The sequence below is a fragment of the Nakamurella sp. PAMC28650 genome, assembly GCF_014303395.1.
Lineage (GTDB): Bacteria > Actinomycetota > Actinomycetes > Mycobacteriales > Nakamurellaceae > Nakamurella.
Map to the genome: position 1 here is coordinate 3051747 of NZ_CP060298.1, position 25870 is coordinate 3077616.

Annotated in this window: 24 protein-coding genes, 1 pseudogene and 1 riboswitch; of the genes and pseudogenes, 13 read left to right on the plus strand and 12 right to left on the minus strand. The window is 66.6% G+C overall.

The genetic code is table 11. The features are described 5' to 3' along the window. Nucleotides 1-67 precede the first annotated feature (67 nt). The 3 genes from H7F38_RS13855 (at nt 68) to H7F38_RS13865 (ending at nt 1705) form a co-directional block, all read left to right on the plus strand. Complete coding sequence (locus H7F38_RS13855; protein WP_187090424.1) at nt 68-841, plus strand: COG4280 domain-containing protein; 774 nt, start codon at nt 68-70, stop codon at nt 839-841. A gap of 3 nt (nt 842-844) precedes the next feature. After that, nucleotides 845-1051 (plus strand): hypothetical protein, encoded by a 207-nt coding sequence (locus H7F38_RS13860; RefSeq protein ID WP_187090425.1) that lies wholly within the window; start codon nt 845-847, stop codon nt 1049-1051. 72 nt (nt 1052-1123) lie between these two features. Further along, entirely contained in the window at nt 1124-1705 is a 582-nt protein-coding gene (locus H7F38_RS13865; protein WP_187090426.1) for a Chromate resistance protein ChrB, read from the plus strand. 189 nt (nt 1706-1894) lie between these two features. Here H7F38_RS13865 and H7F38_RS13870 read toward each other — a convergent pair whose 3' ends face one another. Further along, nucleotides 1895-3823, minus strand: coding sequence for a pyruvate kinase (locus tag H7F38_RS13870; RefSeq protein ID WP_187090427.1), 1929 nt, complete (start codon nt 3821-3823; stop codon nt 1895-1897). Between the two features lie 299 nt (nt 3824-4122). Here H7F38_RS13870 and H7F38_RS13875 point away from each other — a divergent pair, with 299 nt between their 5' ends. Continuing rightward, on the plus strand, nt 4123-4785 hold the full coding sequence (locus H7F38_RS13875) for a DUF5994 family protein (protein WP_187090428.1): 663 nt from the start codon (nt 4123-4125) through the stop codon (nt 4783-4785). A 50-nt stretch (nt 4786-4835) separates the two neighbouring features. Continuing rightward, nucleotides 4836-7424, plus strand: coding sequence for a PAS domain S-box protein (locus tag H7F38_RS13880; RefSeq protein WP_187090429.1), 2589 nt, complete (start codon nt 4836-4838; stop codon nt 7422-7424). A gap of 48 nt (nt 7425-7472) precedes the next feature. Here the strand turns inward: H7F38_RS13880 and H7F38_RS13885 are convergent, their stop codons facing one another. Then, complete coding sequence (locus H7F38_RS13885; protein ID WP_187090430.1) at nt 7473-7892, minus strand: VOC family protein; 420 nt, start codon at nt 7890-7892, stop codon at nt 7473-7475. Between the two features lie 303 nt (nt 7893-8195). Between H7F38_RS13885 and H7F38_RS13890 the strand changes: the two genes are divergently transcribed. Beyond that, nucleotides 8196-8372, plus strand: a complete 177-nt coding sequence (locus H7F38_RS13890; RefSeq protein ID WP_187090431.1) for a hypothetical protein — start codon at nt 8196-8198, stop codon at nt 8370-8372. A 47-nt stretch (nt 8373-8419) separates the two neighbouring features. On the opposite strand, the gene H7F38_RS13895 is transcribed toward H7F38_RS13890, so the two are convergent. The 3 genes and pseudogenes from H7F38_RS13895 to H7F38_RS13905 all read right to left on the minus strand — a co-directional run bounded on the left by H7F38_RS13895 (nt 8420) and on the right by H7F38_RS13905 (nt 10806). Beyond that, nucleotides 8420-8941 carry a hypothetical protein gene (locus H7F38_RS13895; protein WP_187090432.1) on the minus strand — a complete coding sequence of 174 codons (522 nt, stop codon included), beginning with the start codon at nt 8939-8941 and terminating at the stop codon, nt 8420-8422. Between the two features lie 113 nt (nt 8942-9054). After that, a pseudogene (locus H7F38_RS13900) lies at nt 9055-10272 on the minus strand (ISAzo13 family transposase); the annotation flags it as partial. A 255-nt stretch (nt 10273-10527) separates the two neighbouring features. Beyond that, nucleotides 10528-10806: a metalloregulator ArsR/SmtB family transcription factor gene (locus H7F38_RS13905; protein ID WP_222618060.1), complete on the minus strand. Its 279-nt coding sequence runs from the start codon at nt 10804-10806 to the stop codon at nt 10528-10530. A 188-nt stretch (nt 10807-10994) separates the two neighbouring features. Here H7F38_RS13905 and H7F38_RS13910 point away from each other — a divergent pair, with 188 nt between their 5' ends. The 5 genes from H7F38_RS13910 (at nt 10995) to H7F38_RS13930 (ending at nt 17197) form a co-directional block, all read left to right on the plus strand. Next, nucleotides 10995-12161 (plus strand): cation diffusion facilitator family transporter, encoded by a 1167-nt coding sequence (locus H7F38_RS13910; protein WP_187090435.1) that lies wholly within the window; start codon nt 10995-10997, stop codon nt 12159-12161. A gap of 175 nt (nt 12162-12336) precedes the next feature. After that, a riboswitch (M-box (ykoK) riboswitch) is annotated at nt 12337-12516 on the plus strand. Nucleotides 12517-12827: 311 nt separating this feature from the next. Continuing rightward, entirely contained in the window at nt 12828-14468 is a 1641-nt protein-coding gene (locus H7F38_RS13915; RefSeq protein ID WP_187090436.1) for an NRAMP family divalent metal transporter, read from the plus strand. Between the two features lie 51 nt (nt 14469-14519). Continuing rightward, nucleotides 14520-15824, plus strand: coding sequence for a magnesium transporter MgtE N-terminal domain-containing protein (locus H7F38_RS13920; protein ID WP_187090437.1), 1305 nt, complete (start codon nt 14520-14522; stop codon nt 15822-15824). 215 nt (nt 15825-16039) lie between these two features. After that, nucleotides 16040-16447, plus strand: coding sequence for a hypothetical protein (locus H7F38_RS13925; RefSeq protein WP_187090438.1), 408 nt, complete (start codon nt 16040-16042; stop codon nt 16445-16447). A 45-nt stretch (nt 16448-16492) separates the two neighbouring features. Next, entirely contained in the window at nt 16493-17197 is a 705-nt protein-coding gene (locus H7F38_RS13930) for an MgtC/SapB family protein (protein ID WP_187090439.1), read from the plus strand. Nucleotides 17198-17227: 30 nt separating this feature from the next. On the opposite strand, the gene H7F38_RS13935 is transcribed toward H7F38_RS13930, so the two are convergent. Together H7F38_RS13935 and H7F38_RS26675 are read right to left on the minus strand one after the other, a co-directional pair. Next, the gene (locus H7F38_RS13935) at nt 17228-17941 is read right to left on the minus strand and encodes a hypothetical protein (protein WP_370531373.1); all 714 of its coding nucleotides are present in this window, start codon (nt 17939-17941) and stop codon (nt 17228-17230) included. 5 nt (nt 17942-17946) lie between these two features. Beyond that, nucleotides 17947-18943, minus strand: a protein-coding gene (locus tag H7F38_RS26675) for an IS5 family transposase (RefSeq protein ID WP_370531250.1) whose coding sequence is annotated in 2 segments (ribosomal slippage) — nt 17947-18540 and nt 18542-18943 — 996 coding nt in all. Because the reading frame shifts where the segments join, the coding sequence is not laid out codon by codon here. Between the two features lie 276 nt (nt 18944-19219). On the opposite strand from H7F38_RS26675, the gene H7F38_RS13950 reads away from it, so the two are divergent. Then, nucleotides 19220-20038 carry an SDR family oxidoreductase gene (locus H7F38_RS13950; protein WP_187094707.1) on the plus strand — a complete coding sequence of 273 codons (819 nt, stop codon included), beginning with the start codon at nt 19220-19222 and terminating at the stop codon, nt 20036-20038. 30 nt (nt 20039-20068) lie between these two features. Here the strand turns inward: H7F38_RS13950 and H7F38_RS13955 are convergent, their stop codons facing one another. From H7F38_RS13955 to H7F38_RS13970, 4 genes are all read right to left on the minus strand, one after another. After that, the gene (locus H7F38_RS13955) at nt 20069-20731 is read right to left on the minus strand and encodes a response regulator transcription factor (RefSeq protein WP_187090443.1); all 663 of its coding nucleotides are present in this window, start codon (nt 20729-20731) and stop codon (nt 20069-20071) included. Then, nucleotides 20728-22053 (minus strand): sensor histidine kinase, encoded by a 1326-nt coding sequence (locus H7F38_RS13960; RefSeq protein WP_187090444.1) that lies wholly within the window; start codon nt 22051-22053, stop codon nt 20728-20730. The genes H7F38_RS13955 and H7F38_RS13960 overlap by 4 nt, the downstream gene beginning before the upstream one ends. 116 nt (nt 22054-22169) lie before the next feature. After that, entirely contained in the window at nt 22170-23009 is an 840-nt protein-coding gene (locus H7F38_RS13965; protein ID WP_187090445.1) for an ABC transporter permease subunit, read from the minus strand. Beyond that, nucleotides 23006-23932, minus strand: coding sequence for an ATP-binding cassette domain-containing protein (locus H7F38_RS13970; RefSeq protein WP_187090446.1), 927 nt, complete (start codon nt 23930-23932; stop codon nt 23006-23008). The genes H7F38_RS13965 and H7F38_RS13970 overlap by 4 nt, the downstream gene beginning before the upstream one ends. A gap of 216 nt (nt 23933-24148) precedes the next feature. Between H7F38_RS13970 and H7F38_RS13975 the strand changes: the two genes are divergently transcribed. Further along, the gene (locus H7F38_RS13975) at nt 24149-25120 is read left to right on the plus strand and encodes a magnesium transporter CorA family protein (RefSeq protein WP_187090447.1); all 972 of its coding nucleotides are present in this window, start codon (nt 24149-24151) and stop codon (nt 25118-25120) included. A 76-nt stretch (nt 25121-25196) separates the two neighbouring features. Here H7F38_RS13975 and H7F38_RS13980 read toward each other — a convergent pair whose 3' ends face one another. Then, nucleotides 25197-25865, minus strand: coding sequence for a DUF1345 domain-containing protein (locus H7F38_RS13980; RefSeq protein ID WP_187090448.1), 669 nt, complete (start codon nt 25863-25865; stop codon nt 25197-25199). Nucleotides 25866-25870 lie beyond the last annotated feature (5 nt).

A 25870-nucleotide genomic window follows, 5' to 3' on the forward strand; every position in this document is an offset into this window, starting at 1 on the left:
CTAACAGCTGTTATCCTCGAATCTAACAGGTCTGGGCTGGCGGCCCAGCGACCGGAGGAGTTGTCCCGTGAGTGGTTCAGCGTTGTTCGTCGCCGTCTTCCTGGCCTGCATCGTGGAGGCTGTCGAGGCGTTGACGATCATCCTTGCGGCCGGAACGGCCAGGGACTGGCGTTCGGCGATCACCGGGTTGGTGGCCGGACTGACAGTCCTTGCCGTGGTGGTGGCGGTGCTCGGTCCGGCGATCTCGGTGATCCCCCTGGGTGGTCTCCGGCTCTTCGTCGGGGGCCTCTTGTTGATCTTCGGGTTGCAATGGCTGCGGAAGGCCATTCTGAGGGCCAGCGGGCACAAGGCGCTGCACGACGAGGCCGAGATCTATCGCCGAGAGCTGGCCGCGGCCCGGGCTGCGCAGGGGAGCGGCCGCGGATTCGTCCAGGACTGGTATGCCTTCACACTGTCCTTCAAAGGTGTTGTCCTGGAGGGCCTGGAGGTCGTTTTCATCACCTTGACCTTCGGCAGCAACCAGCACGACATCCCGCTCGCGGCGGCGGCGGCCCTGGCCGCGGTGCTCTTGGTGACGGCGGTGGGATTTGCGATTCGGGCGCCGTTGGCCCGGGTGCCGGAGAACAGCATGAAGTTCGTCGTCGGGATCATGCTGACCGCATTCGGGCTGTTCTGGGGAGGTGAGGGTGCCGGCGCCCACTGGCCCGGTTCCGATGCCGCACTCCTGGTGCTCATCCCGGCGATCGCGGTGTTCGCGCTCTTGCTGGTGGCGCTGTTCCGTCGGTCCGCCCCTCGCGAGGTAGCCGTTGCGGCCTCCTTCAACACCGGATCTGGGGTCTGAGCCATGAAGCAGTTGAAAGCGTTCGGCGCGTTCTGGTACGACTTCGTCATCGGTGACGACTGGCGCATCGCGCTGGCTGTCGCGGTCGCTCTGGCCACCACCTTCTTCCTGGCCAGGGCCACCGCCATCCCGGTGTGGTGGCTGCTGCCTGCGGTGGTGGTCATCTGCCTGCCGCTGAGCATCCGACGCGCGACGCGGTCCACTGGCTGACGCCTTCGGTTCGCGGGGTCGCGAGGTGTCCGGGGCGCAGGCGGAGAGTTCGGTGCGGGCAGGATGTACCAGATGAGTGATGCCGATGACGCCGGGGCAGTCGATGGGGGCGCCGATGACCTGGCCGGGGTCTGGTTGCTGCTGGTGTACCGGGTGCCCTCGGAGCCCACCCGGCTCCGGGCTACGGTCTGGCGCCGCTTGAAGTCACTGGGCGCGGTCTATCTTCAGAATTCGGCCGCTGTCCTACCGGCCGGAGAGGGCGCCGAACGGGCATTGCGCCGTCTGCGCCACGAAATCGGCGAGATGCAAGGGACGGCGATGTTGCTGTCGTGTACGCCGGTGGTCGGCGGGCAGGACGTCGCCGCGTTGTTCCAGGCAGCCCGCGACGGTGAATACGAGGAGATCTTGGACAAGTGCCTGGACTTCCATACCGGGTTGGAAAAGGAATATGCAGCAGCGCATTTCACCTTCGGCGAGTTGGAGGAGAACGAGGTCGAATTGGTGAAGTTGCGGAACTGGTATGCCAAGGTGCGGGAGCGGGACGTATTCGGCGCACCGAGACGGCAACCCGCCGCCGACGCGCTGGATGGCTGCGAGAAGGCGCTGGAAGCCTACGCGACCCGGGTGTACCTGGAGGAGGGGGACGGCGTCTGAAGGCCTCTCGCGGCGTGTCACCGCGAGGAAAGGTGATGGGGCGCAGTCGAGGACCTGTTCTCCAGCACGACGCCGGGTAGGACCGAACTCTTCGACCGGTCGGAACTTCCGGTGTGGCGACCGGGGACTATCTGACGGAATTGCCGGTGGTGGCTTTCGCGTCACGACCACGGGGCGGCCGATATCGCGTCACGTTGATCCTGTCGAGCGGTGGAGCCGCCAGGAACGCAGGGGACGCATCAGTGCGTTCTTCTTGTCGTGGTGGCCGGTCATCCGTTCCAGGATGTCGGCGAGGGTGTCGACGGCGTCCAGGATGTGGGGACCCTTGTTGAGCATCACGCATTCGGCGCGCACTCCCATCGCTGCGTCGGTGATCTCGGCTCGGGACGGCTGCCCGGTACGGGCCATTTGATCAAGGACCTGGGTCGCCCAGATGACCGGTAGGTGCGCTGCTTCGGCGAGCCACATGATCTCTTCCTGCAATTCGGCGAGCCTTTCGTATTCACATTCCCCGGCCAGGTCCCCGCGGGCGATCATCACCCCGGTGTGCCGCCGTTGCATCGCAGCCAGCAGGATCGCCGGCAGGTTCGAAAATCCCTGCGCGGTCTCGATCTTCAGTACGATCCCGAGCCGTTGATCGCCCAGATCGGTCAGGGCGACAAGGAGGTCGGCCACGTCCTGGGCGCTTCGCGCGAACGACATCTCGACGATGTCGGCATGCTCGCTGACGAACGGCAGATTTTCGCGGTCTGCGTTGGTCAGGGCCGGGACCGGCAGGAACGTATCCGGCAGGTTGATGCCCTTCGCAGCGCGTAGACGGCTGCCGTTGACCGCGGCGGTGGTGATCCGCACGGTGAATTGATCTTCGGCGGCGGCGATCACCTCAGCGCTCATCTTCCCGTCGTCGAGGTGGACTGCGTGACCCACCTGGACGTGGCCGAATGCCTCGGGCAGGGTGCAGCCGATGCGTGCCGGATGACCGCCGGTAGGCATCGGTGCGGGGGAGCAGTCGCGGGTCAGCACCAGTTCGTCGCCCACCTGAAGGGTCAGGAACTGTTCGATCGCCGGTAGCGCTGTCACGGTGACCCGGTCGCCGTTGTGGGCGCGTAGTTCCGTTCCGGTTCCCACGTAGGTGCTCTGCCGGGTGGACACCAGGGCGCCGCCGACGTCAGTTCTCTCCACCAGGAGGTGACGCCTTTCCTCCCGGGTGTCGTTCAGGTCGATGGTCTCCTTCACCTGGAGCTGCGCAATCCAGGATCGGGGTAGGCGGATCGTTGCCATGCCGGATCGCGGCGGCGGTTGCGGGTCCTCGGCCGGGGTCAACCAGCCGTACCCGACCGCAGTGACGACGCCCACGCTGTTCCGGGTGGGTTTGAGCTTGATGACCTGGGGGCCAGGTGCCAGGGGTCCGGTACGCAGCTTCGGCCCCGGCAGGTCCATCGCCACCCGGCAATGTCGCCCGGTCGCAGCGGTCGCGGCCCGGACGTGGCCGATCATCAACGCCCACGCGACGCTGTCGTCGTGGGCGCAGTTGACCCGGGCCACCTCCATCCCGTGTTCGACGAGTTCCTGCACCAGCTTCGGATCGGTGGCCGCTTCAGGAGGCAGGGTCACCATGATCCGGGTCTGTCGGTTCAACGGAGCCGGCCCGAACAGTTCTGCAGCCCGCCGCCGCAGCAGGCGGGGTCCGTCACCGAACTCCGCCAACGGGTCGCGTCGGGCGACCGGTGCACCGATCAGGGCTTCGACGGTGGCGGCGATTGCCTCCAGGGTGTTTCGGACGTGTGGTTCGCTTCGACCCAACGAAGACAACCCGAATGCGGCCAGCTGCGATTGCAGGGCGCGCAGGTCGTGCTTGCGGATCGACCAGTAGTGGACCAGGTTCACCGCGCTGGCTCGATTTGCGGGGTCGACCAGGGCGATCTGACGGGCCCACAGCGCCTCGGCCTCCGTCAACTGGCGGCGCAGGTCGCCGAGCTGCTCGGCCACCCGCAGAAGCATCTCGCTGTTCGAGGTGCTCACGAATGCCCGTTCGGTCTCATGTGTGGCGGGCGGCGTCTCTGCCGGCTCCACCGGAACACCGTTGGAGATGACGAGCGCAGGTACGATTTTACTCATGCGCCTATTGAACATGCTGAAGATGAACAATGCAGAATAGGGGACGTTGGATGTGGACGAATACCACCTGGACACTATTCGTGCCGGCAAGGACCAGAGTCTTCGTGCCCCTTCTGCGCAGGCCTTTTGTCCCAGCCGGCGAATATGAAACCGTAGGCCTGGGGAGATGAATTCTTCGACGCATTCGCCGGTCGGCCTGGTGTGACTTGTATCCTCGAATCGAGCACCAGCTTCCCAAGTGGAGCCCAGCAGCAGCACCATGTGAGCAGACGGTCAATCAGCCGTGATCGGAGAAGGGCATGGAAATCATCTCGGGTTCGCAACCTGCGTCGACTCCGAGTGTGGAAGGCCAGGCCTGCTCCGGAGTTCGTCTGGAGCTCAAACGGAACATTCCCGATCTGGCGTGGGTCGACGGGGCGTGGTGGCCTCGAACCACCGATCTGACTGCGGAGTTGCCGCCGCTGCTGACAGCGCTGTTCGACCGGGTCGGAACCGCTGCGATGGTTGGCTATCAACTCAACGCCTGGAACTTTGCCGAGCCTCACCTGGACACCGTGATCGGAAGGGTCGTTCTGCAGGGATTCACCGGCGATGACCTGCAGACCGTTCTGGTCGTCGGCACGGACGGACAGCGGCTCACCCTGCTCGTCATTCCCCCGGGGACCGGGAACGCCACCGCCTTGGGCGCGCTGCAAGCGGTAGCCCGGCCGACCTCGGCCCCCAACCGTCCACGGAGTCACAGCGACGGGGCGATCGAGCAGTCATTGGAGGAAGTGGCGAAAAGGTTGGCCGACCTGGGGCGCCGGACCGACGAGCGGACCGAGAACATCGCGCGGTGGGTACAGGAGGCGGGCCGAGAGTTCGTCAACGCACCGGTTCAAGCATTCGTACCAATTCTGGTCGAGCACATCGTCCGTCAAAAGCTCGGTCCCTCTGCCCGGACTGCCATTGCCGAACCGTGACGTGAGTGTGGCGCCGCCGGCCCACAGATCGCGCGGGGGACACTGATGGGGTGAGCAATCGTCCGGTGGAACCCGAGATGCCGTTTGATGTGTTGGGCATCGTCGCGGCGGCCACGGATCGGGTGTTCGAGAACTTGACGGCGTTGGCGGGCAGCTTGTGCGGCGTGCCGCTCGCTGCCGTCGGCGTCGTCGACCGGGGTCGGGAGTACTTCGCTGCAACCACAGGATCGCTGGTGATGGGCCATCACGACGGCAGTTCCTTCTGCTCCCACGTCATGGCCGGCCGAGAGGCTTTCGAGGTCGTCGATGCCGCCGCCGACGACCGGTTCCGCCTGGCGCCGTTCGTGACGTCGGCGCCGTGGGTGCGTTTTTGCGCCGGCGCCCCGATGATCCTTGGCGACGGGTCCATCGTCGGGGCGTTGTGCGTCATGGACGTGGTGCCACGTCGTCTGACTAACGACCAGCGTCGCGACCTGGTGAGGCTGGCCGCTCAGCTGGCCAGCCAGCTGGAACTGCGGTGGCGCAACGCTGCACTCGCAGCGGCGCAGATCGCCCAGCTCCGTGATCGGCAGGCCCTGGACGGGGTGGTCCAGCAGACCGACGTGATGATCTACGCCAAAGATCTGGCTGGCCGGTTCATCCTGGCCAACCCGGTGCTGGAGGCCACCCTCGCGGTACCGGGCGGACTGTTGGGGCGCCGCGATGACGAACTGTTCACCGCCGAGATGGCGGATGTCCTCCGTAGCAACGACATCGCAGTCGCCACTGAACGGGTCCGGCAGGAGTTCGAGGAAAACCTCGCTCACCCCGATGGTTCGGTGCATGTGTACCGTTCCACCAAGTTCCCGCTGCTCGATGACCAGCAGCAGGTCTACGGCATCGCCGGGGTGTCCACCGACGTCACCGAGTTGATCACCACCCGGGCCGCCCTGGCCGAGTCCGAGCAGCGGTGGCGGGCCCTGGTGGAGCACTCGCCGGTGGCGGTCGCGGTGATCGGCGGCGACGGACGGTTCTGCTACGCCAATCCAGAAGCGGTGGCCCTCTACGGCGGGACGGTCGTCTCCGACGTCGAAGGTCAGCCGGCGCGGGATTTCGTCGACGCCCAGGATCGCGAGGAGATCGGTGGCCTGTTCCAGGCCGTGCTGGCCGGTGGCCCACCGGTGCGCGGCCGTCGTTGGCGGTTGCGGCAACTGGGCGGCCGACACCGGACGGTCGAGATCAACGCGGTGGGTGTGCTTCATCGGGGTGCCCCCGCCGTGCAGGTCGAGGTGCGGGACGTCAGCATCCAGGCCGCTGCCCAGAAGGAACTGCAGGACTCCGAGCGCCGTTTTCACGCTGTCTTCAACGACAGTCCGGTGGCCATGGCGCTTTCGGACGAGCAGGGGCGATGGGTGGAGACGAACGCCGCCTTCGGGGTCCTGCTGGGTGTCCCGCCCACCGATCTCATCGGCAAGACGGCGCTGCAGTACGCCCACCCCGAGGACCACCACCTGATCGACGGTTCCGAGCAGGGCCAGCAGGACAGTCCGGACCGGGTACACCGCCTGGAGGTGAGATTCATCAGGCCCGACAGCACCATTCGGTGGGCCTGGGTCAGCATCACCGCCACTCCCGGGCCCGAGGGCCGGTCCTGGACGCTGGCCATCGTGCAGGACATCACCACCAGGAAGGCGGCGGAGGAGGCGTTGCGCCAATCGGACTCAGATCTGGCGGCGATCGCCACGGTGACTCGCTCGGTGCAGGCCGGGCTCGATCCGCGGCCGGCCGTGGTGCAGGCCATCAAGGCCCTTTCCGGCGCCTCCACCGTGGCGATGCTGGAGCCCTCCGACCCGCAGACGCTCGAGGTCACCGCCTCGGCCGGCAGGGAAGCCGTCGGCATCGCGGTGTCCCTGCTCGATCTGTCGATGACCGCAACGGTGTGGCGCACCGGGGAGGAGGTTTTTCTCTCCGACGCTGCCGACAATCCCATCGTCAACCCGGCGCTGCTCGCATTGGACGGCACGATCAGCGCACTGTGGCAGCCGGTGGTGGTTCAGGGCCAGGTCCAGGCCATGCTGAATGTGACATGGCAACACCGCGTCGCGGATTTCAGCGATCGCGCAGTGCGGTCGGTGGCCATGGTCGCCAATGAAGCGGGCGTGGCCATGCACGCTGTGCAGATGCAGCAGGAGCTGCAACGCTCGGCGCTGACCGACCCGCTGACCGGTTCGCTCAATCGTCGGGCCTGGGATGAGCAGATGGCGCAGATGGTCGATCAGGTCCGGGCGGGCGGTCAGGTGCTGACCGTGGCGCTGGTGGATCTGGACCACTTCAAGGTCTACAACGACACCTACGGCCACGGTGCCGGGGACATCCTGCTCCGTGATTTCGCCGACGCAGCACGGGAGTCGTTGCGGCACACCGATGTCTTCGCCCGCTGGGGCGGGGAGGAATTCATCGTCGCCATTCCCGGCGCCACCGAAGCCCAGGCCACCACGATCCTGGACCGTATTCGCCGATGTGTACCCGACCACCGGACCTGTTCGATCGGCTACACCCGGTGGATCACCGACGAGCCCATCGCCACGACTATCGCCCGCGCCGACGTCGCTCTCTACGACGCCAAACGCGGCGGTCGCAACCGTCTGGCCAGTCGCTGACGCCTGGTCCAACGACGCACATTCTCCGGTTGATCCCGTGGCCTCCGGTCAGGCCGTCGGTGCGCCCGTGATGTTCACCAGCCAGTTGACGCCGAACCGGTCGGTGCACATCCCGAAGGTGTCACCCCAGGGCGCGCGGTTCAGCGGCGCCGTGATCGTCGCACCCTCGGACAGTTTGTCCCAGTAGCCCCGCAGTTCCCCGTCGTCTTCGCCACTGAGGGACACCGAGACGTTGTCGCCCGGGTTGAACTGCATGCTGTCGGGGGTGTCGGCGCCCATCAGGGTGAGGCCACTGGGCGAGACCAACAACCCGTGCATGATCTTGTCCTGCTCAGCAGGGTCTTCGCTGCCCTGCAGATCACCGAAAGTGCTGAGCGTCAGTTCACCACCGAGCACCGATCGGTAGAATTCCATTGCGTCCCGGGCAGTGTCGCGGAAACTCAGGTAGGGGTTCAGACGGGTCGTCATCGTGCACCTCTCGGTCGTCGGCGGTTTCGCTTCCATCATCGGCTCGATCGATAAAACTGGCTCCTGTTTTCAGCAGTGTCCTTGATCTGTCGCTCAGGACTCTCAACCACCCCCGGCGACGGCGGCTCGGATCTTCTCAGCAAGGAAAGCTACCGGAGGAGTGATCAACCGACCCGAGAGGGTCAATCCGCGACCGGCGGCCATCCGCCGGCACCGGAGGCCCGAACGAACCAACGAGGGCCGGGCGAGGTTCTCCAGCGGGGATTTGAGCAGGCAGGTTCCCGGAGATCAGAAGGAACTCCTATGACGACACGTGAGCTGTTGGATGCCAGGCTCGAAGACTTCGACCGCCGCTGCGCGGCAGCCGTGGCCATCTTCGATCACCTGACGGCCAAGTGGGCCGATCACGAGCCGGTGGCAATCCTTGCTCGCCCGCGTGGTCATCGTTGCGTCTTCAACCGGTCGACCCGAATCAGGTGAAGCCGGTCGGGCCGCGGACATCCTCGAGCGCCGGCCCCACAGCGCGATCACCAGGTGCCGCCCCCGTCGTCGCCACCCCAGTCGCCGCCGTCGTCGTCGCCGCCGAACCCACCGCCAAAGCCTTGCCCCTGATCACCGTCGAAGATGCCACTGACGGCATTGCCGATCATGTCGCCGGCCACCACAGCCCCGCCGACTGCCAGCGCCTTCTTCCAGAATGGGGTCTTGTAGTACCCCGCTGGTGCGATCCCACCGCCGACCTGGCCGCCCCCGAAGAAATACGGCTGGGCCGGGTGGTAGCCGGGGTAGGCGGTGTACTGATCGCCGTCGTGCACCACCGGGGTCGGTTGATCGACCGTCCTCGGGTCCACCGGGAGGTCAGGGCCCAGCGGCAAGCCCTGCTTCTCCCGGACCAGCCGAGTCGCCGTCAACCCCTCCACCACGATCCGCTTGGCCACCTGCAGCTCGCCGACGGTCGTGGCCGAGGACAGGATTCCTCCGGCTGCGGTGTATCGCTCCGAGGCATCTGCCAACGCCTGCCGGCTCATCGGGTCCGTACCGGCGTCCAACGAACTGACATCGGATCCGAGTCGGGCCTGCCAGGAGCTGACATCCGCCCGCTCCGCGGCCAATTGCTCACGCTTAGGGCCCGCCCGCGAATTATTTGGGTGTGTCCGGGCGTGTCGCGGGGTGCAGGGCTGTAGTTCCAGTCGCCGTGGAAGTCATGGCGGTGTAGCTGGCTGCTTTCAAGTTCTTTGATCTGGCGGTCGCTGATCTTGATTCCCCTCTCGTAGATGCCCAGGTCCAGTTCGGCGTGGACGCTGAGCCCGGTGGTGGTGGTTGTGGCTTTGATGGTTTCGATGACGACTTCGTGGGAGGTCAGGGGTCGGGCCCGCCAGCTACGGCTGATCGCGGAGAAGAGGCGATGCTCGATCTTGTTCCATTTCGAGGTGCCCGGCGGAAGGTGGCACACGGTGATCGCCAGGCCGGTTTCGGTGGCCAGCGCGGCGAGTTCGGTTTTCCACAACCGTAGCCGGGAGCCGTTGGACCCGCCGGAATCAGCGGTGATCATCAACCTTGTTGCGCTTGGATAAGTGTTGGTGCCCACAGTGTTCCACCATCGGCGGATGGATTCCACGGCGAACTGCCCGGTGTCGGCGTCGGTGCCGACGTTGATCCATCCGGTGTTCGCGGCGATGTCGTACACCCCGTACGGGGCGACCTTGCCCAGGGTTTTGTCCATGAAGTCGTGGACGCTGGTCCGGGTGGGTTCACCCTGGGGTTCCCATTCCTTGCCGCCGATGCTGAAATTCCCGATCAGCTCCTTTTTCTTGGTGTCGACGCTGATGACCGGTTCACCGGCGGCGCTGAACGCGGTGGCCTGATCGTTGAGATAGTTGAACTGGGCGTCGCGGTCGGGGTGTTGGTTGCCCTCGAGGGTCTTGGCGTTGGCTTGCAGGCTGTATCCGTTGGCCTTCAACAAGTTTCCCACTGTGGATGCCGACACCGGGTGGCCGTTGGTGGTCAGCGTGGCGGCTAGTTTCGACGTCGATTTCGTTGTCCACCGCAGCATCGACATCGGATCGCCGCGGGTCACCGGATCCACCAGGGCATCCAACGCTTCCCACAGGGTGGGGTCGGTCACCGCCGCGCTGGGCTGGCCGGCGCCGGGGCGCCGGACCCGGCCCGGGATCTGGTCGGGGTAGTCCAATTCGCGGACTCCTTGGGCCACGGTGTCCGGGTGCGCACCGATCGCCCCGGCGACCACTTTGATCCCGCCCCGGCCCAGCGCCTTGGCTTCCGAGCCGAGCAACAACCGCCAGGCCCGCTCATCCAGATGGGGTCTGATCAGCAACAACCGTGACGTGAGGACTTCCACATCGGTGGTGGGTAGGGGCATAGCACAATTCTAGCGAAAAGAACCAGTCAAACCTACGTAATTACCCGGCATGTCCTTAGCTGAACCGAACACGGCGTTCACTGCCTTCTCGTCGACCTGTGGACTACCACTTTGACGTCTCCAGTATGCGTCCGTGCGGGCATCAGCGGCCGGATCAACGATCGGGAAAGGGAGAAGTTACCGGCGGGCTCGTGATCAAAATGCACCGGGGGTGAGGTCGGTTAGCGTCGTGCCGGGGAGCGTCCGTTGTCGGACTCAGTCGTGGACGGGTTCGCCGGTCATCTGATGGTCGGCGTGGAACATGGCCTCCTGCAGGAGGTTTCGGACGTGGCCGCCGCGCAGTTGGTAGAAGACCTGGCGGCCGTTGCGGGTGCCCTGCACCAGACCTGCGAGGCGCAGCTTCGACAGATGCTGACTGGCCACGGTCGGCCGACAGCCGGCCGCGGCGGCCAGGGTCGCGACGTCCGAGGTCCCGGTCCGCAGCGCCCACAGGATCCGCACCCTGGTCGGATCGGCGAGCATCGCAAAGGACACGACCGCAGCATCGACCTGCGCCGAGGTCGGCTCATCAGGATGTGGACCCGATTCGACGGGTCGGATGGTCCGAGGCGCGGGTGATGGCATTCCCCCAGCCTAAACCCCAGCCCTTCTCATATTCACGGATGCGCAGATGGCGCTACGATGGCCGGGTCCAGTCCGGCAACCACAGATCGGTGCATGCCATGGTTCACCCCATTGATCACGGTCACCCCCACCAGCATGCGCACCCGAACGGTGACCACGGGCACGGGCGCGGGCGGCGCGGGCACGACAGCGGTCACGAGCACGGGAATGACAGCGGCCACGAGCACGGGCATTCCCACGGCGACGATGGCTGGTGGGGCCGGTTCCGACATGCCGTCTCCAATGCGGTGGGCGGGCATTCGCACGACACCGCCGATCAGATCGACGATCCGTTGGAAGCAGACAGCGCTGGCCGCCGTGCCCTGGTGATCAGCCTCATCGGTCTGGGCATCACCGCCCTGCTGCAACTGGTCGTGGTGCTGATCTCGGGGTCGATCGCGCTGCTGGGTGACACCCTGCACAACGTCGCCGATGCGTTGACCGCTGTGCCGTTGCTGATCGCGTTCACCCTGGCCCGCCGGCCGCCGACGAAGAAGTACACCTACGGTTACGGCCGCGCCGAGGACATCGGCGGCCTGTTCGTCATCCTGATGATGCTGCTGTCCAGCGTGCTGGCCGCCTACGAGGCGATCTACCGGTTGCTGCACCCGCAGCAGGTGCACTACCTGTGGGCGGTGGCCGCTGCGGGCCTGGTCGGGTTCGTGGGCAACGAGATCGTCGCCCGGTATCGCATCCGCGTGGGCCGGCAGATCGGCTCGGCCGCACTGGTCGCCGATGGTCTGCACGCCCGCACCGACGGGTTCACCAGCCTGGCAGTGCTTCTCGGGGCCGGCGGAGTCGCGGTCGGCTGGCAGTGGGCCGACCCCGTCGTCGGTCTGCTGATCACCGTGGCCATCCTGGGCGTCCTTCAGTCCGCGGTCAGGCAGGTGGGGGCCCGCCTGATGGACGCCGTCGACCCCGAACTGGTCGATCAGGCGACCGCGGCGATGTTGACCGTCGGCGGCATCAACGGGGTCAGGGAACTGCGGATCCGGTGGATCGGGCACACCCTGCGCGCCGAGGCCGACGTCACCGTCGATCCCGCGCTGTCCGTGGGGCAGGCTCACGATCTTGCCCACCACGCCGAGCAGCACCTCCTGGCCGACGTCCGGCGACTCACCGGCGCCACCATCCACATCAGCCCTGCCGGAGCGCATGCCGGCGCGCTTGCCGGCGCGCCGCTGGACGCAGGCGCGGATAGGTCCAGCGCGCACCGGGGTCATTGATGCTGACAGATCATTGTTGTTGATGAACAAAAGTTGGCGGGAAACATAGCTCGACTGTCGATGGTGTCGACGCATCGCACGCCCAGCGACGGTGAGACCGGGCATGCGCGGATCAGACTTCGTAGGCCTGCCGGGTTGCTGTTGTCGGCCCGCAGGGGGTTTACTGCTGGGGCAAGGTGCCGTTCGTTAGCTGAGGCTCCTTCGCGGATACAGGCCAGCGACCCCGAACGTCCACCGACGCCCCGGGTCAGGACAGGCCATCCCGGCCTAAGGGGTGGTTCCGATTGGCTCCTCCACCTTTCGGGGTGGGGGTTCACGCCGCGAAGTGCCAAAGGTCTTACGAGGAGACGTACTTCACCGGCTGTTGCGGCCGGGCCTCTCCGATCGGCGCTGTGCTGTACGCCGTCGCCCGGCGGATGGGAGGTAGTGGATGAGTATTAGCGATAGACCCCAGCCTGCACTACCTCTGGCGTCCCACTGACGTTCTTCTCCCTCTGTCACCAACTCACCGGTTCGGTGTGGACGGTGTCGCGTCTGGCGCGAGTGCGTCGTCCCCAGAGAATCTGCGCCGTTCTGCCGCTCCGACTCGGGTCGGGGGGCGGCCCGGCGTCTGTCCGTGTGCCAATTTTGGTTTCCCGCCGGCTGCGGGAGGAAGCGGGTCAAGCCATGACCTCGAATGTGAACACGCCGCAGAAAGTCTCTGCGGCATTGGATTCCGCCCATGTCGGTGATATCCAGGGTGCGTTGGGCACGATCCGGATGGACGACGAAGGCCCCCGGGTGGGGGTGTCGGCGAAGATGCGTACCTTGCTGGCGATCGTCGGTCCGGGGCTGATCGTGATGGTCGGCGACAATGATGCTGGGGCGTTCTCCACCTACACCCAGGCCGGTCAGAACTACGGCACCCGGCTGTTGTGGACGTTGTTGCTGCTGGTGCCGGTGCTGTACGTGAACCAGGAGATGGTGCTCCGGCTGGGGGCGGTCGCCGGGGTCGGGCACGCCCGTCTGATCCTGGAGCGGTTCGGGAAGTTCTGGGGCGCCTTCAGTGTCATCGATCTGTTCCTGCTCAACGCGTTGACGATCGTCACCGAGTTCATCGGGATCAGTCTGGGTCTGCAGTATCTGGGTATCCCGAAGGTGCCGGGGGTGCTGGTGGCGGCGTTGGTGGTGTTGGCGGCGGCGAGCACCGGGTCGTTCCAGCGGTTCGAACGGGTCTGTCTGACGTTGGTGGCCGGGTCGTTGCTGTTGGTGCCGATCTTCTTCCTGGCCCATCCCGGTTTCGGGCAGCTCACCCACGATTTCCTGGTGCCCGGGATGCCCGGCGGTGCGTCGCTGTCGACGGTGATGCTGCTGATCATCGGGATCGTCGGGACGACGGTGGCGCCGTGGCAGTTGTTCTTCCAGCAGTCCTACATCATCGACAAGAGAATCACGCCGCGGTTCATGAACTACGAGAAAGCCGACCTGTGGATCGGTATGGCGATCGTGATCGTGGGTGGCGGCGCGATGTTCGCCTTCGCCACTGCCACGTTCGCCGGTCACCCGGAGGCCGGGAATTTCACCGACGCCGCCGGGGTCGCGCAGGGGTTGGGCAAGTACGTCAGCAAGACCGCGGGGGTGCTGTTCGCGATCGCGTTGATCGATGCCTCGATCATCGGCGCCGCCGCGGTCGGTCTGTCCACCTCCTACGCGCTGGGCGATGTGCTGGGCCTGAAGCACTCGCTGCACCGCAAACCGTCCGAGGCCAAGGGTTTCTACGCGGTGTTCGCGGGTCTGTTGTTGGTGGCCGCGACGATCGTGCTGATCCCGGGTAGCCCGCTGGGGTTGCTGACCGAGGGGGTGCAGACCCTGGCCGGGGTGCTGTTGCCGTCGGCGACGGTGTTCCTGCTGTTGTTGTGCAACGACCGGGAGGTGTTGGGGCCGTGGGTGAACAGCCTGCGCCTGAACGTCTTCACCTCCGCGGTGGTGGCGGTGTTGGTGACGTTGTCGATCGTGCTGACCGCCAGTGTGCTGTTCCCCTCGATCGGGTCGGCGGCGATCCTGACGATCCTGGGCACCGGCGCGGGCATCCTGCTCGTCGGCGGGGTGGTGTTCGGGGTCAACCGCCTGCGGCACCCGCCGGCAACCGACCCGGATGCGGTGGATCGCAGCCTGCGGCCGACGTGGCGGATGCCGCCGATCGCGATGCTGACCCGGCCGCAGCTGTCCACCGGTCGCCGGATCGGCCTGACGGTGCTGCGGACCTATCTGCTGGTGGCGATGATCATGGTCATCATCCGGATCGTGCAACTCGCCCTCGGCCACTGACAACAGGACCGACCTTCCCGAATTTGATCCTCTCCCTGAAAGGGGTACCTCATGAACGTCAACCACCACCCCGCCGCTTCCTCGTCCGCCTCGCCGCCGGCCGGTCTGTATCTGTCGGTGCTGCTCAAGCACGCCGTCGTCGACGCCACCGGGCAGAGCATGGGGGAGTTGTCCGACGGCATCATCCGGTTGCGTGGTGATCAGTACCCGCTGCTCACCGGATTGACGGTGAAAGTGGGGCAGAGTCCGGTGTTCGTGACGATCACCGATGTGAGCTCCATCGATGTGGCCCGGATCGAGCTGTCCACCCCGCGGCTGGACCTCCGGCCTTTCGAGCGTCGCGCCGGGGAGGTACTGCTGCGGGCAGATGTACTGGGCCACCGGCTGATCGATGTGGACCGTGCCGTACTGGTCCGCGCCTACGACGTGGAACTGCGGGCCACCGCCGAAGGGTGGGTGGTGGCCGGGTTGGACGTGCACAAGCATCGGTGGCTGCATCTGGGGGGCCGTCACGAGCGGCACCCGTCCCGCGACTGGCGCAGTTTCGAGGCGCTGATCGGTCACCAACCGTCCCTGCTGACCAGGTCACCGTCGGGACGGCTCCGGCGGTTGCGGGCCGCGCAGATCGCCGATCTCATCGAAGAAGCCACCACCGCCGAGCAGGACGAGCTGTTGGCCCACGTCCACGACGACCCCGAACTGGAAGCCGACGTCTTCGAGGAACTCGATGACGACCGGCAGGCCAGACTGCTGAAAAGCCGCACCGTCAAACAGGTCGCCGACGTATTGACCCGGATGCGGGCCGATGACGCCGCCGATGCGGTGATGGACCTGCCGCAGGATCGCCGTCAGGCGGTGCTGGACCTGCTGCCGGAACCGCAGCACACGAAAGTGCTGACGCTGCTGGGTTATCACGACGCCACCGCCGGCGGCCTGATGGGCACAGATTTCCTCGCCATCAGCCAGGACGACACCATCGAGCAGGCCCTTGCGGTGCTGCGGGCGGCCACGACCGCACAACCGGAGGCGTTGACGACCCTCTACAGCGTCGACGAGAAGGGCCGCCTGGTCGGGGCGATCGGTCTGGTCAGGGCCCTGCAGAAAGATCCCCGGTCGACGTTGCGGGAGGTCGCCGACGCCCATCCGGTGCACGCGAGTCCTGCCGACGACCTGATCGACGTGACCATGCGGATGGCCGATTTCAACCTGTTCACCCTCCCCGTGGTGGATGCCGAGAACAAGATCCTCGGGGTCATCACCGTCGACGACGCCCTGGAGGCGGCCATCCCGAAGGACTGGCGACGACGAGAACCCCGCCACCACAACACGAATGCTCCGGCGGATCCGATCCGCTGACCGCACCGCACCATCCACACCCACGATCCTCACCGCACCTGCGGGGAGAGGTAGGCCGAGCCGATGTCCGTCACCGGTCGCCCCTGGTTCCTCCGGCCGAGACCCCTGGAACGCTCCGCGGAATGCGCATTTCGCTCCGCCTGCTGCGGGGCCACCGACCGGCTTCGGCGAATGGGCACCGTTGGGAAACCGGCCGATCCGGTCGGGGTGACCTCATGACCACGCAGGGGTCCCGTCCTGACGGGGATCATCGCGGCAGCACCAGGATGCGCTTGGCCGCAGCACTTTTGCGTCGCGGGCAGGACGTACTCTCCGTCTCCGAGCGGACCGGGGTTCCGGTCCCGCTGCTGGAGCTGCTGCTGGAGGAACACCAACCCCCACCGCGCCGGTCGCCACCCCGACCCGGCGGACCGCCGGTGACCCTACGAATGGCCGTGACCGTGCTGGTCGTGGACTTCCTGGCGTTCTGCAGCCTCACCGTGTGCGTCACGGCGTTCCTGGAGCGCCAGCCGGATATCGGCGTCGTCAGTGGATTCTCCGCGCTGATTCTGATCGTGGCCGCGTGGTGGTTGATCCGCCGTCACCGACTGCCCAGCGGTCGGAGCAGACGGACCCCGAGCTGAACAAATCGACTGCACGAGCCGAGCACAGCAGAGTGAGGACCACTGATGGCAGTCCCGACAGACCTGGAATTCCTGCTGCGGGTGGCTCTGGCCACAGGCTGTGGGGCGCTGATCGGGCTGGAACGGCAATATCGTTCCCGTACCGCGGGGCTGCGCACCCAGGCGTTGGTCGCCGCCGGCGCGGCCGCCTTCGTCCTGGTCGGTGAACAGGCCGGCACCACCATCGCGCCGTTGCAGATCACCGCCTACGTCGTGTCCGGGGTCGGGTTCCTCGGCGGCGGGGTCATCCTGCGCCAGGGGTTCACCGTGCAGGGCCTCAACACGGCTGCCACCCTGTGGTGCTCGGCCGCCGTCGGGTGCCAGGCGGCCACCGGTCACCCGGTCCCGGCTCTGACGATCACCGCGATGGTGTTGGCGATCCACTTGTTCCTTTGGCCGATCGGCCGGTTGGTGGACCGGGCCCCCGCCGGCGGCGAAGAGACCGTCGGGTCCTACCTGCTGACCCTGGACGTTCGCCGCAGTCACGAGAGTCATCTACGTGCGCAACTTCCGCAAGCTCTGGCCGGCGGCCAGATCACCCTGCGCGGACTTTCCAGCCACGGGTCAGAACCGTGTCGTGGCACAACCAGCGCGCCGACACCCCCGACAGCGAAGCACCCGGTGACGACAGGACTCTGTTCTCCCGTCGTCCCCGTTGGCGCTCACCCCGCACGCCACTGTGACAGGCCCGAACACCCCTCCGAAGACTGAGCACGCCGGGCCAGGTCGGCCGCTACGCCGTCATTTCAGGATGTTGACCGCCCGCGCCACCACCAAGGCGATCGTGACCAGGGAAACCGCCGACTGCAACAGCATGATCATTTTCGCCCACCGCGTCAGGGGCATGGTGTCGGTCGGGCTGAAGGCGGTGGCGTTGGTGAACGAGACGTACAGGTAGTCGACGAAGGCGGGCTCCCAGTCCGGATCCGCGATGTGTGGGGTGGCCATCTGCGGAAAGAGAAAGTCCGGATCGGTATTGGCCGCGGTGGCTCTCGCCGCCGGGCCCCCGCGGTCGAGTTCCCAGTACCACATCGCAAAGATGATCACGTTGGTCAGATAGATCGCCGCACCGGTGGACAGCAACGGGCCGGCGGATCCGCCGAGCGAGCCGTCGACCAATCCGATGACCAGCAGGGTGGCCGAGTAGGCATTGGCCAGACTTCCGACCGCGATCAGTGCCAGGGCCAGCCGGCGCAGCGGTCTGGACACTCGGTCGACCCGTTGGGGATTCAGCGACACCAACACGGCCAGCATGACCGTTTCCACTGCGGGTAGGAGAAATCTGGACGCCAGGTTCAGTCGGTCGGGCAAGGCCACCTGCAGACCGATCGCCACCGCGGTGGCCAGCGCCACCGGCCACCGGTTCTCCCCGTCGGTGGCCCTTCTCCACGCAGGTATGACCACCCCGCCGTCGGGATCGGTGAACCGACCCTGCGGGTCGAGACGATGCTCCAGCCGGGCTAGGGCGTGTCCCGTGGATCGTTCTCCGTTAGATGCCTGAGCCAGATTCCGATGCTGGCGACGTCGACGGTGCCTCGGTAGACGAACTCCCGTTTGTCATACCGGGTGGCGACCGCGCGGTAGCCGCGTAGCCGGTTGAACGTCCGCTCCACGGTGTTGCGGTCCTTGTAGATTTCCTTGTCGAATTTGGGTGGCCGACCACCACGGGAACCCTTGGACAGGCGACCGTTGATCTGGTTCACCGGCTCCGGGATGGTCGCCTTGATACCCCTACGCCGCAACGACTTACGGATTCTGCCGCTGGAATACGCCTTGTCCGCCAACACCCGATCCGGTCGGGTCCTAGGCCGCCCATCACGGCCGCGCACGATCCGAATATCGGCCAGCACCGCGGTGAACGCCAACGCGTCATGCCGCTGACCAGCCGAGATGACCCGCCCCACCGGCCGACACTTCGAATCAGCCGCCATGTGGATCTTCGTCGTCACCCCGCCGCGGCTACGCCCCAAACCCTCCCGATCAACGACCGGCGGCGGCCGATCCGCAGAATTCTTGTAGTTCGATAGTGCCCCCTGTGTCTTTGAGGGCCTTGATCGGAGCCTCCAACACGACGCTGGCAAGGACGGCGGCGGGGATGTCCTTCGGCGGTTCGTGCCGGGCACCTGCCGCGTGGTGATGCGCCCGGATCACCGTCGCATCCACCCCCAACGCCCACTCACCGACATCGCCGTGATCGCAGTCCGCCCGCAGCATCGACAGCACCCGCTGCCAGGTACCGTCCCCTGACCAGCGACGATGCCGGTTGTACACCGTCTTCCAATTGCCGTAACACTCCGGGAGATCCCGCCACGCCGAACCGGACCTGGTCCGCCACAGCACCCCGTCGACGACCCTGCGGTGATCGACCCACCGACCACCCCGAATCGGGGTCCGATCCGGTAGCAAAGGCTCCAACCGGGCCCACTGCTCATCCGACAAATCATGACGATTCTGCACAAATCAGAGTCTGTCGGAACCGACCTCCAAGATCCGCGGGACACGCCCTAGTTGGGCCGACAGGGCGCCCACCTCGGCCGCGTCTGCATCCCTTGCGGTTGGAGCCGAGGAACGGTCAGGCCCGGTCGGTGCGTCGGTCATGGCTCATTGTCGCGCGGAGGGCCGATGCTTTCATGAAGGCCGACCCGATCCATCGGCGCAGGGCGCCTCGACAGGCCGCTGGAGTTCGTATACAACGTGCAGGTCACCGAAACGCTGGGCAACGAGAGGCCGTTCATGAGCAAGGTGTGGTTCATCACAGGTGCGTCCAAGGGCTTCGGTCGGGAATGGGCAGAGGCCGCCCTCGAGCGCGGTGATCAGGTCGCCGCCACCGCCCGGAAGCTCGAGACCCTGGATGCGCTGGTGGACGCCTACGGGGACGCCGTCCTCCCGATGCGGCTGGATGTCACCGACAGGTCTGCCGACTTCGACGCCGTCGCCCGGGCCGCCGAGCACTTCGGACGTCTCGACGTCGTGGTGAACAACGCCGGCTACGGCCACTTCGGCATGATCGAGGAACTGACCGAGGACGACGCCAGGGCGCAGATGGAAACCAACCTCTTCGGCGCCCTGTGGGTCACCCAGGCAGCGCTTCCGATCATGCGCAACCAGGGCTCTGGCCACATCATCCAGGTGTCGAGCATCGGCGGCATCAGTGCGTTCCCGACCGTCGGGGCCTACCACGCCTCGAAGTGGGCGCTGGAAGGCTTCAGCCAGGCGCTGTCGCAGGAAGTCGCCGGCTTCGGGATCAAGGTGACCTTGATCGAGCCCGGCGGATACTCGACCGACTGGTCCGGCCCCTCGGCCAAGCGCAGCGAGGAGATCGCGGCCTACGACGACGTCAGGGAAACGGCCGGCCACCGCCCGTCGGCCGCAGCACCGGGAGACCCGGTCGCCACCCGCGGCGCCATCCTGAAGGTGGTCGACGCGCAGGAACCGCCACTGCGGATCTTCTTCGGCAGGACCCCGCTGGAGATCGCCACCAAGGACTACGAGTCCCGCTTGGCGACCTGGAACCAATGGCAGCCGGTGTCGGTCGAGGCCTACGGGGCCTGAGGCACGCCTCGGCCAGGAGCTGGTGGAACTTCAGGTGCCCTCGATCATCCCGTTCTGATAGGCGAAGACGACCACCTGGACCCGGTCGCGCAACCCCAGCTTGCTCAGGATCCGGCCCAGGTGGGTCTTGACGGTGGTTTCGGCCACGGTGAGCCGTTCGGCGATCTCACTGTTGGACAGACCGGCGGCGACCTCGATGAGCACTTCCCGCTCGCGCGGGGTGAGTCTGGTCAGGTTGTCCGGCACGGGTACCCGCCTGGCCGGTGTCGGCATCCGGTCCGCGAAGGTGTCCAGCAGCCGGCGGGTCATCCGCGGGGCGATGACGGCGTCACCACGGGAGATGGTGCGCACCGCATTGATCAGCTCGGTGGGATCTGCATCCTTGAGCAGTAACCCGCTGGCGCCGGCGTTGAGCGCGGCGAATGCGTACTCATCCAGGTCGAAGGTCGTCAGGATGAGGACTTTCGAGCGGGGCGCGGACGCCGTGATCTCTCTGGTCGCCTCGATTCCGTCCATCACCGGCATCCTGATGTCCATCAGCACGACGTCCGGGTCGAGCTCGCGGACCAGCCGGACCGCAACGGCGCCGTTCTCGGCTTCGCCAACCAGCTCGAGGTCCGACGCGGAGCCGAGGACCATCCGAAAGCCCAGTCGGATGAGCGGCTGGTCGTCCACCAGCAGAACGGTGATCATCGGGCTACCGGGGCCGCAGACGGCGGGGCCGGAGACGGTGACCGGCCGGCGGGTTCGGCCGGCGAGTCGGACCCACGGAGCTCGGGGAGACGCAGCGTCACCGCGACGTGCCACCCGCCGCTGGTCGAGCGGCCGGCGGTGAAACTCCCGTGGAAGAGTGCGGCCCGTTCGCGGATGCCGAGGAGCCCGTGGGCGCTGTCGTCCCGGTGCGAAGCGGCCGGATCCTCGGTGGCGGTTCCGTCGTCGCTGATCTCCAACCTGATCAGGGGGTGGTCGTAGGACAGCCGGATGGTGGCCCGGCCGGCGTCTCTGGCGTGCTTGAGGGTGTTGGTCAGCGCCTCCTGCACGATCCGGTAGATGGCCAGCTGCGCAGCCTCCGGGATCGCGAACGCCGCGCCGGAGACCGTGAGCGAGGTGCGCAGCCCGGTGGCCCGGACGCTGGTGAGCAGGGCTTCCAGGGACTGGGCTCCCGGCAGTGGAGCAAGGTCCGCCGGGCCCGTCTCGGTCCGCAGCACATCCAGCACCCGGCGCGTGTCCGCCAACGCCTCCCGCCCGGTCCTGGCGACCTGACGCATCGCCGTGCGGGCCTGGTCGGGGTCGTCGGTCAGGGTGGCACCGTCGGCGAGGGTGATCATCACCGCCAGGCTGTGGGCGACGATGTCGTGCATCTCCCGGGCGATCCTGGTCCGTTCGGCGGCGGCCGCCAGCTGGGCCAGCTGCAGTCCCTCGCGTTCGAGCCGGTCCGCCCGGTCCGTCAACGCCGTCAGATGGGACCGGCGAGCCTGCTGGGTGATACCCAGCGACACCGCCGCGACCACCAGAATCGTCAGCAGGAGGAGGAACCGCGGCCACAGCTCGTGCCCGAACCGCAGGACCGCCAGCACGACGCCGATCTCGACGGCCGCGGCCGCCGCCACGGCCAGGATGCGGCTGCGGTGCGCAGCCACGGTGTACAGCACGATCAGCACGGCCAGGTCGCCGCCCAACGGGACGTCGAACGCCCACTGCCCGGCGGCGACGACACCGACCAGGACGAACGCCGCCAGCGGGGCGGTCCGGCGGAAGATCACCGGCAGCCACAGCGCCGCCTGCCACACGATGTCGATCACCGACCGGTGAACGATGTCCGCGCTGGTCAGCGCGACCAGCGCCACCACCAGGGCTGCGTCGGTGAACAATGGGTGCCGCCGGCACCATCGCACGAGTGGAAGTCGCACTGCAGCAGGCCTTTCAACCGTGGGCTCCCGCCGGGTACCCGCCACCTCTTGCTCACCGGCCTCCCGCCGGCGCAGTGCGCTCGGGACGGCCGCGGTCAGCAACACGTGACGAACCTCCGGTGGGGTTCATGTCAGTCCTACCGCACGAACGGCAGGAACCGCACGAACCGCAGGGGGGTGATCCCCTGCGGTTCGGCGTGGAGGTGGGAAGAGTGCGGTGCTCAGGCGTTGCGCCGGTTCAGCAGCACGGCGCTGATCGCCACCGCCACCGCGGCGTACAGGCAGAACACGCCGAACCCGGTCCACGGGGCCAGACTCCCGGGGTCGGCATTGACGGTGGTGATGACGGCTCCGGCATTGCTGGGCAGGTAGGGGGAGATGTGGTCCTGCCAACTCTGTGGCAGCACGTTCATGATCCCCGGCAATACCAGCAGCAGCCCGATGACGACGGAGATCCCGCCGGCGGTCGACCGGATGATGAAACCCAACGCCACGCTCAGCACACCGACGACGGTCAGGTACAGCCCGGTCCCGATGACCGACCGCAACGCACCCGGTGCGGACAGGGTGGTCCCGTGGGTGGCCAGGCCGGCCTGGCCGAGCCAGAAGGCCGCGAACGCGGCGATCTCCATCAGCACGAAGGTGGCGGCGCCGAAGACGAGAAGTTTGGCCCACAGCACCGGCAACCGCTTCGGGACCGCGCCCAGGGACGAACGGATCATGCCGGTGCTGTACTCGCCGGAGATGACCAGTACGCCCAGCACGGCGATCGCGAGCTGGGCGAAATTGATGCCCCGCAGGCTGGTGTCCACCGCGTTGAAGTTGGCGGCCCTGGCGGGATCCAGATGGGCCCAGTTGGCGTTGGTGATGACCCCGATCAGCAGTCCCAGCAGCGCCAGTGCTGCGACGGCGACGCCCATCGTGATCCAGCTGGACCGCAGGGTCCGGAACTTGACCCATTCGGAGGCGATGACGCGGCGTTGCGAGACCGGTTGCACCTCCACGGTGCGGTGGACGGGTGCGGCGGACTGGGCGGAGGGGGCGGGTGCGGTGGTGGTCATGCGGCGTCCTTCGCGGTGATGGTGCCGCCGTGGTACTCCACGGCGTCGTTGGTGAGCTCCATGAACGCCTCTTCCAGAGAGGCCTGGACGCTGGTCAGCTGATGGATCATGATCCGGTTTTCGAAAGCGATCTCGCCGATCTTCTCCGCCGTGGACCCGTCGACCTCCAGCTCCCCGGCCCGGCTGCTGGTGACCGTGACCGTCGCGCCGACGAGCAGATCCCGCAGGCGTTCCGCCTCGGGGGTGCGGACCAGCACCGAGGAGCGACCGGCGGAGTGGATGATGTCGGCGATGGGCTGGTCGGCGAGCAGGCGCCCCTTGCCGATCACGATGAGATGCTCGGCGGTCTGGGCCATCTCGCTCATCAGGTGGCTCGAGACGAACACCGTCCGGCCTTCGGCGGCCAGCCCCCTGAGCAGGTTGCGGACCCACAACACCCCGTCGGGATCCAGCCCGTTCACCGGTTCGTCGAGAATCAACGTCTGCGGATCACCCAGCAACGCCGCCGCAATTCCCAGGCGCTGCCCCATGCCCAGGGAGAAGGCGCTCACCCGCTGCCGGGCCACCTCGGTCAGGCCCGCGAGATCGATGACCTCCTGCACCCGCTTCCTGGAGATGCCGTGGGTGACCGCCATCGCCAGCAGGTGGTGGTAGGCCGATCGGCCGGTGTGTACGGCTCGTGCCTCCAACAGCACCCCGACCTCCTGCAGGGGAGCAGGCAGATCGCGATAGCACATGCCGTGCACGGTGACCGAACCGCCGGTGGGACGGTCCAACCCGATGATCATCCGCATGGTGGTCGACTTGCCGGCGCCGTTCGGGCCCAGGAATCCGGTGACCACCCCCGGTCGGAGGTCGAAGTTCAACCGGTCCACGACCGTCTTGTCGCCATATTTCATCGTCAAATCCTTGGCTGTGATCATGATCAGAACGCTACGGAGGGTCCGGCCCCCGACGCATCGGCTCGCAGACCGATCTTGCGGGGGAGGCCGTACGACTGCAGGACGACCCGCGAAACCGATAGGCCGGGTGCGATCGGAACGGCGATCCCCGGTCTGCCGGCGACGGCAGTCTGGTTGCCGATCCACCCTCCGCTGCCCCTGGTACCCACCCGGGCACCCACCGGATACGGTGTCGTGGTGCAACGTAACCGCCTCTATCGCGACGGGGTGCTGGAGGCCGAGGACTTCGACCCGGCGGACATCAGCGAACGGATCTGCGAGCCGGGCGTCGTCGTCTGGCTCGATCTGGAGTCACCCGACAGCAGCGAGCTGGAATTGCTGGCGGAGGAGTTCTCGCTCAACGCTCTGGCCGTCGAAGATGCCACCCACGAACACCAGCGGCCGAAGGTCGATCACTACTCCACCCATATCTTCATGAGCTTGTACGGTGTGCGCCTGGACGTCGGGACCGGTGAGCTGCACACCAGCGAACTGGCCGTCTTCGCCGCTCACAACTGGCTGATCACCGTGCGCAAGACCGGGGCCTTCGACATGGCGCACGTCGAGAGTGTCTGGGACAGCAACAGCGACCGGGCCGAGCACGGTGTCGGATTTCTCCTGCACGGGCTCCTCGACCACGTCGTGGACGGCCATTTCGACACGGTCCAGGAACTCGACGACGCCGTCGAGGAGGTGGAGGCCCGCCTCTTCGACGACAAGCCCCAGCCGCTCGCCGTCCAGAAGCGCTCTTTCCAGATGCGCAAGGCCCTCGTCGATCTGCGGCGGGTGAGCCTGCCGATGCGGGAGGTCCTGAACACCCTGATGCGCCGGGACCTGAGCATCGTCGACGAGGCGATGGCTCCCTACTACCAGGACGTCTACGACCACGTCCTGCGCGTCACCGAATGGACCGAGTCACTGCGCGACCTGGTCACGACCATCCAGGACAGCAATCTGCAGGTCCAGTCCAACCGCCTCAACGAGGTGATGAAGAAGCTGACCGCCTACGCCGCCATCTTCGGCGCAGTGGCGGCGATCACGGGCTTCTTCGGCCAGAACCTGCCCTACCCAGGCTTCGGCAACCACGTCGGCCTCACCATCATGTCCGTGCTCCTGGTGTTCAGCACCGTCGGTCTGGCGATCATGTTCAAGCGTCGCGACTGGTTGTGATCGTCGCCTCTTCCCGGCCCGAACACGATGGCGCCCTTGGGTTCCGGGGCGGCCGGGAGCCCGGAGTGATGATCCGCTACTTCGCCAGGCCGGAGACGAGGTTGATCGAGGCGGCGATGATGACCGCGCCCAGCGGGAAGGACAGCCATGCGTGACGCAGAGCCGTACGGCGGATCTGCTTCCCCTGCAGATCGGTATCCGACACCTGGAACGTCATCCCGATGGTGAAGGAGAGGTAGGCGAAATCGCTGTACTGCGGGGGATCGGACTCGTTGAAGTCGATCCCACCGGGTTCTCCCGAGTAGTAGAGGCGTGCGTACTTGAGCGTGAAGACGGTGTGGATGAGCGTCCAGGAGACGAAGACCGAGAACACGGCGAACCCGGCCTGCAGGTATTTGTCGTTGCCGGCGGCGTGTCCGGCCCCGAACAGCACGACGCCGACGGCGATCAGGCTGGCCACGCCGACCCCGACCAGGATGACATCGGCTGCATCGCGCCCAGGGTTCTCGCGGAGGGCATCGCGGGCGGTGGCGGGGCCGTCCAGCTTCCAGACGGTGGCCCACACCCAGGCGCAGAAGACGACCGCCAGGACGTCCCAGGCGATCAATGGTGCGTTCCGGCCGGCTCCGAGGATCTCGCCGGCGAGGCCGACGATCACGCCCGCGATCGCAGACACCAGGAGTTTGCGACGAGCGGTGCTGACGTGGGCGGGGACCTTCACCGTGGCTGCGGAATCATCTGGCACGTGAA

Excerpts from the sequence above, each read along its gene's own strand:
- H7F38_RS13860 (WP_187090425.1), top strand. The coding sequence starts at position 845 with ATGAAGCAGTTGAAAGCGTTCGGCGCGTTCTGGTACGACTTCGTCATC.
- H7F38_RS13865 (WP_187090426.1), top strand. The coding sequence starts at position 1,124 with ATGAGTGATGCCGATGACGCCGGGGCAGTCGATGGGGGCGCCGATGAC.
- H7F38_RS13870 (WP_187090427.1), bottom strand. The coding sequence starts at position 3,823 with ATGAGTAAAATCGTACCTGCGCTCGTCATCTCCAACGGTGTTCCGGTG.
- H7F38_RS13875 (WP_187090428.1), top strand. The coding sequence starts at position 4,123 with ATGGAAATCATCTCGGGTTCGCAACCTGCGTCGACTCCGAGTGTGGAA.
- H7F38_RS13885 (WP_187090430.1), bottom strand. The coding sequence starts at position 7,892 with ATGACGACCCGTCTGAACCCCTACCTGAGTTTCCGCGACACTGCCCGG.
- H7F38_RS13890 (WP_187090431.1), top strand. The coding sequence starts at position 8,196 with ATGACGACACGTGAGCTGTTGGATGCCAGGCTCGAAGACTTCGACCGC.
- H7F38_RS13910 (WP_187090435.1), top strand. The coding sequence starts at position 10,995 with ATGGTTCACCCCATTGATCACGGTCACCCCCACCAGCATGCGCACCCG.
- H7F38_RS13915 (WP_187090436.1), top strand. The coding sequence starts at position 12,828 with ATGACCTCGAATGTGAACACGCCGCAGAAAGTCTCTGCGGCATTGGAT.
- H7F38_RS13920 (WP_187090437.1), top strand. The coding sequence starts at position 14,520 with ATGAACGTCAACCACCACCCCGCCGCTTCCTCGTCCGCCTCGCCGCCG.
- H7F38_RS13925 (WP_187090438.1), top strand. The coding sequence starts at position 16,040 with ATGACCACGCAGGGGTCCCGTCCTGACGGGGATCATCGCGGCAGCACC.
- H7F38_RS13930 (WP_187090439.1), top strand. The coding sequence starts at position 16,493 with ATGGCAGTCCCGACAGACCTGGAATTCCTGCTGCGGGTGGCTCTGGCC.
- H7F38_RS13950 (WP_187094707.1), top strand. The coding sequence starts at position 19,220 with ATGAGCAAGGTGTGGTTCATCACAGGTGCGTCCAAGGGCTTCGGTCGG.
- H7F38_RS13955 (WP_187090443.1), bottom strand. The coding sequence starts at position 20,731 with ATGATCACCGTTCTGCTGGTGGACGACCAGCCGCTCATCCGACTGGGC.
- H7F38_RS13965 (WP_187090445.1), bottom strand. The coding sequence starts at position 23,009 with ATGACCACCACCGCACCCGCCCCCTCCGCCCAGTCCGCCGCACCCGTC.
- H7F38_RS13970 (WP_187090446.1), bottom strand. The coding sequence starts at position 23,932 with ATGATCACAGCCAAGGATTTGACGATGAAATATGGCGACAAGACGGTC.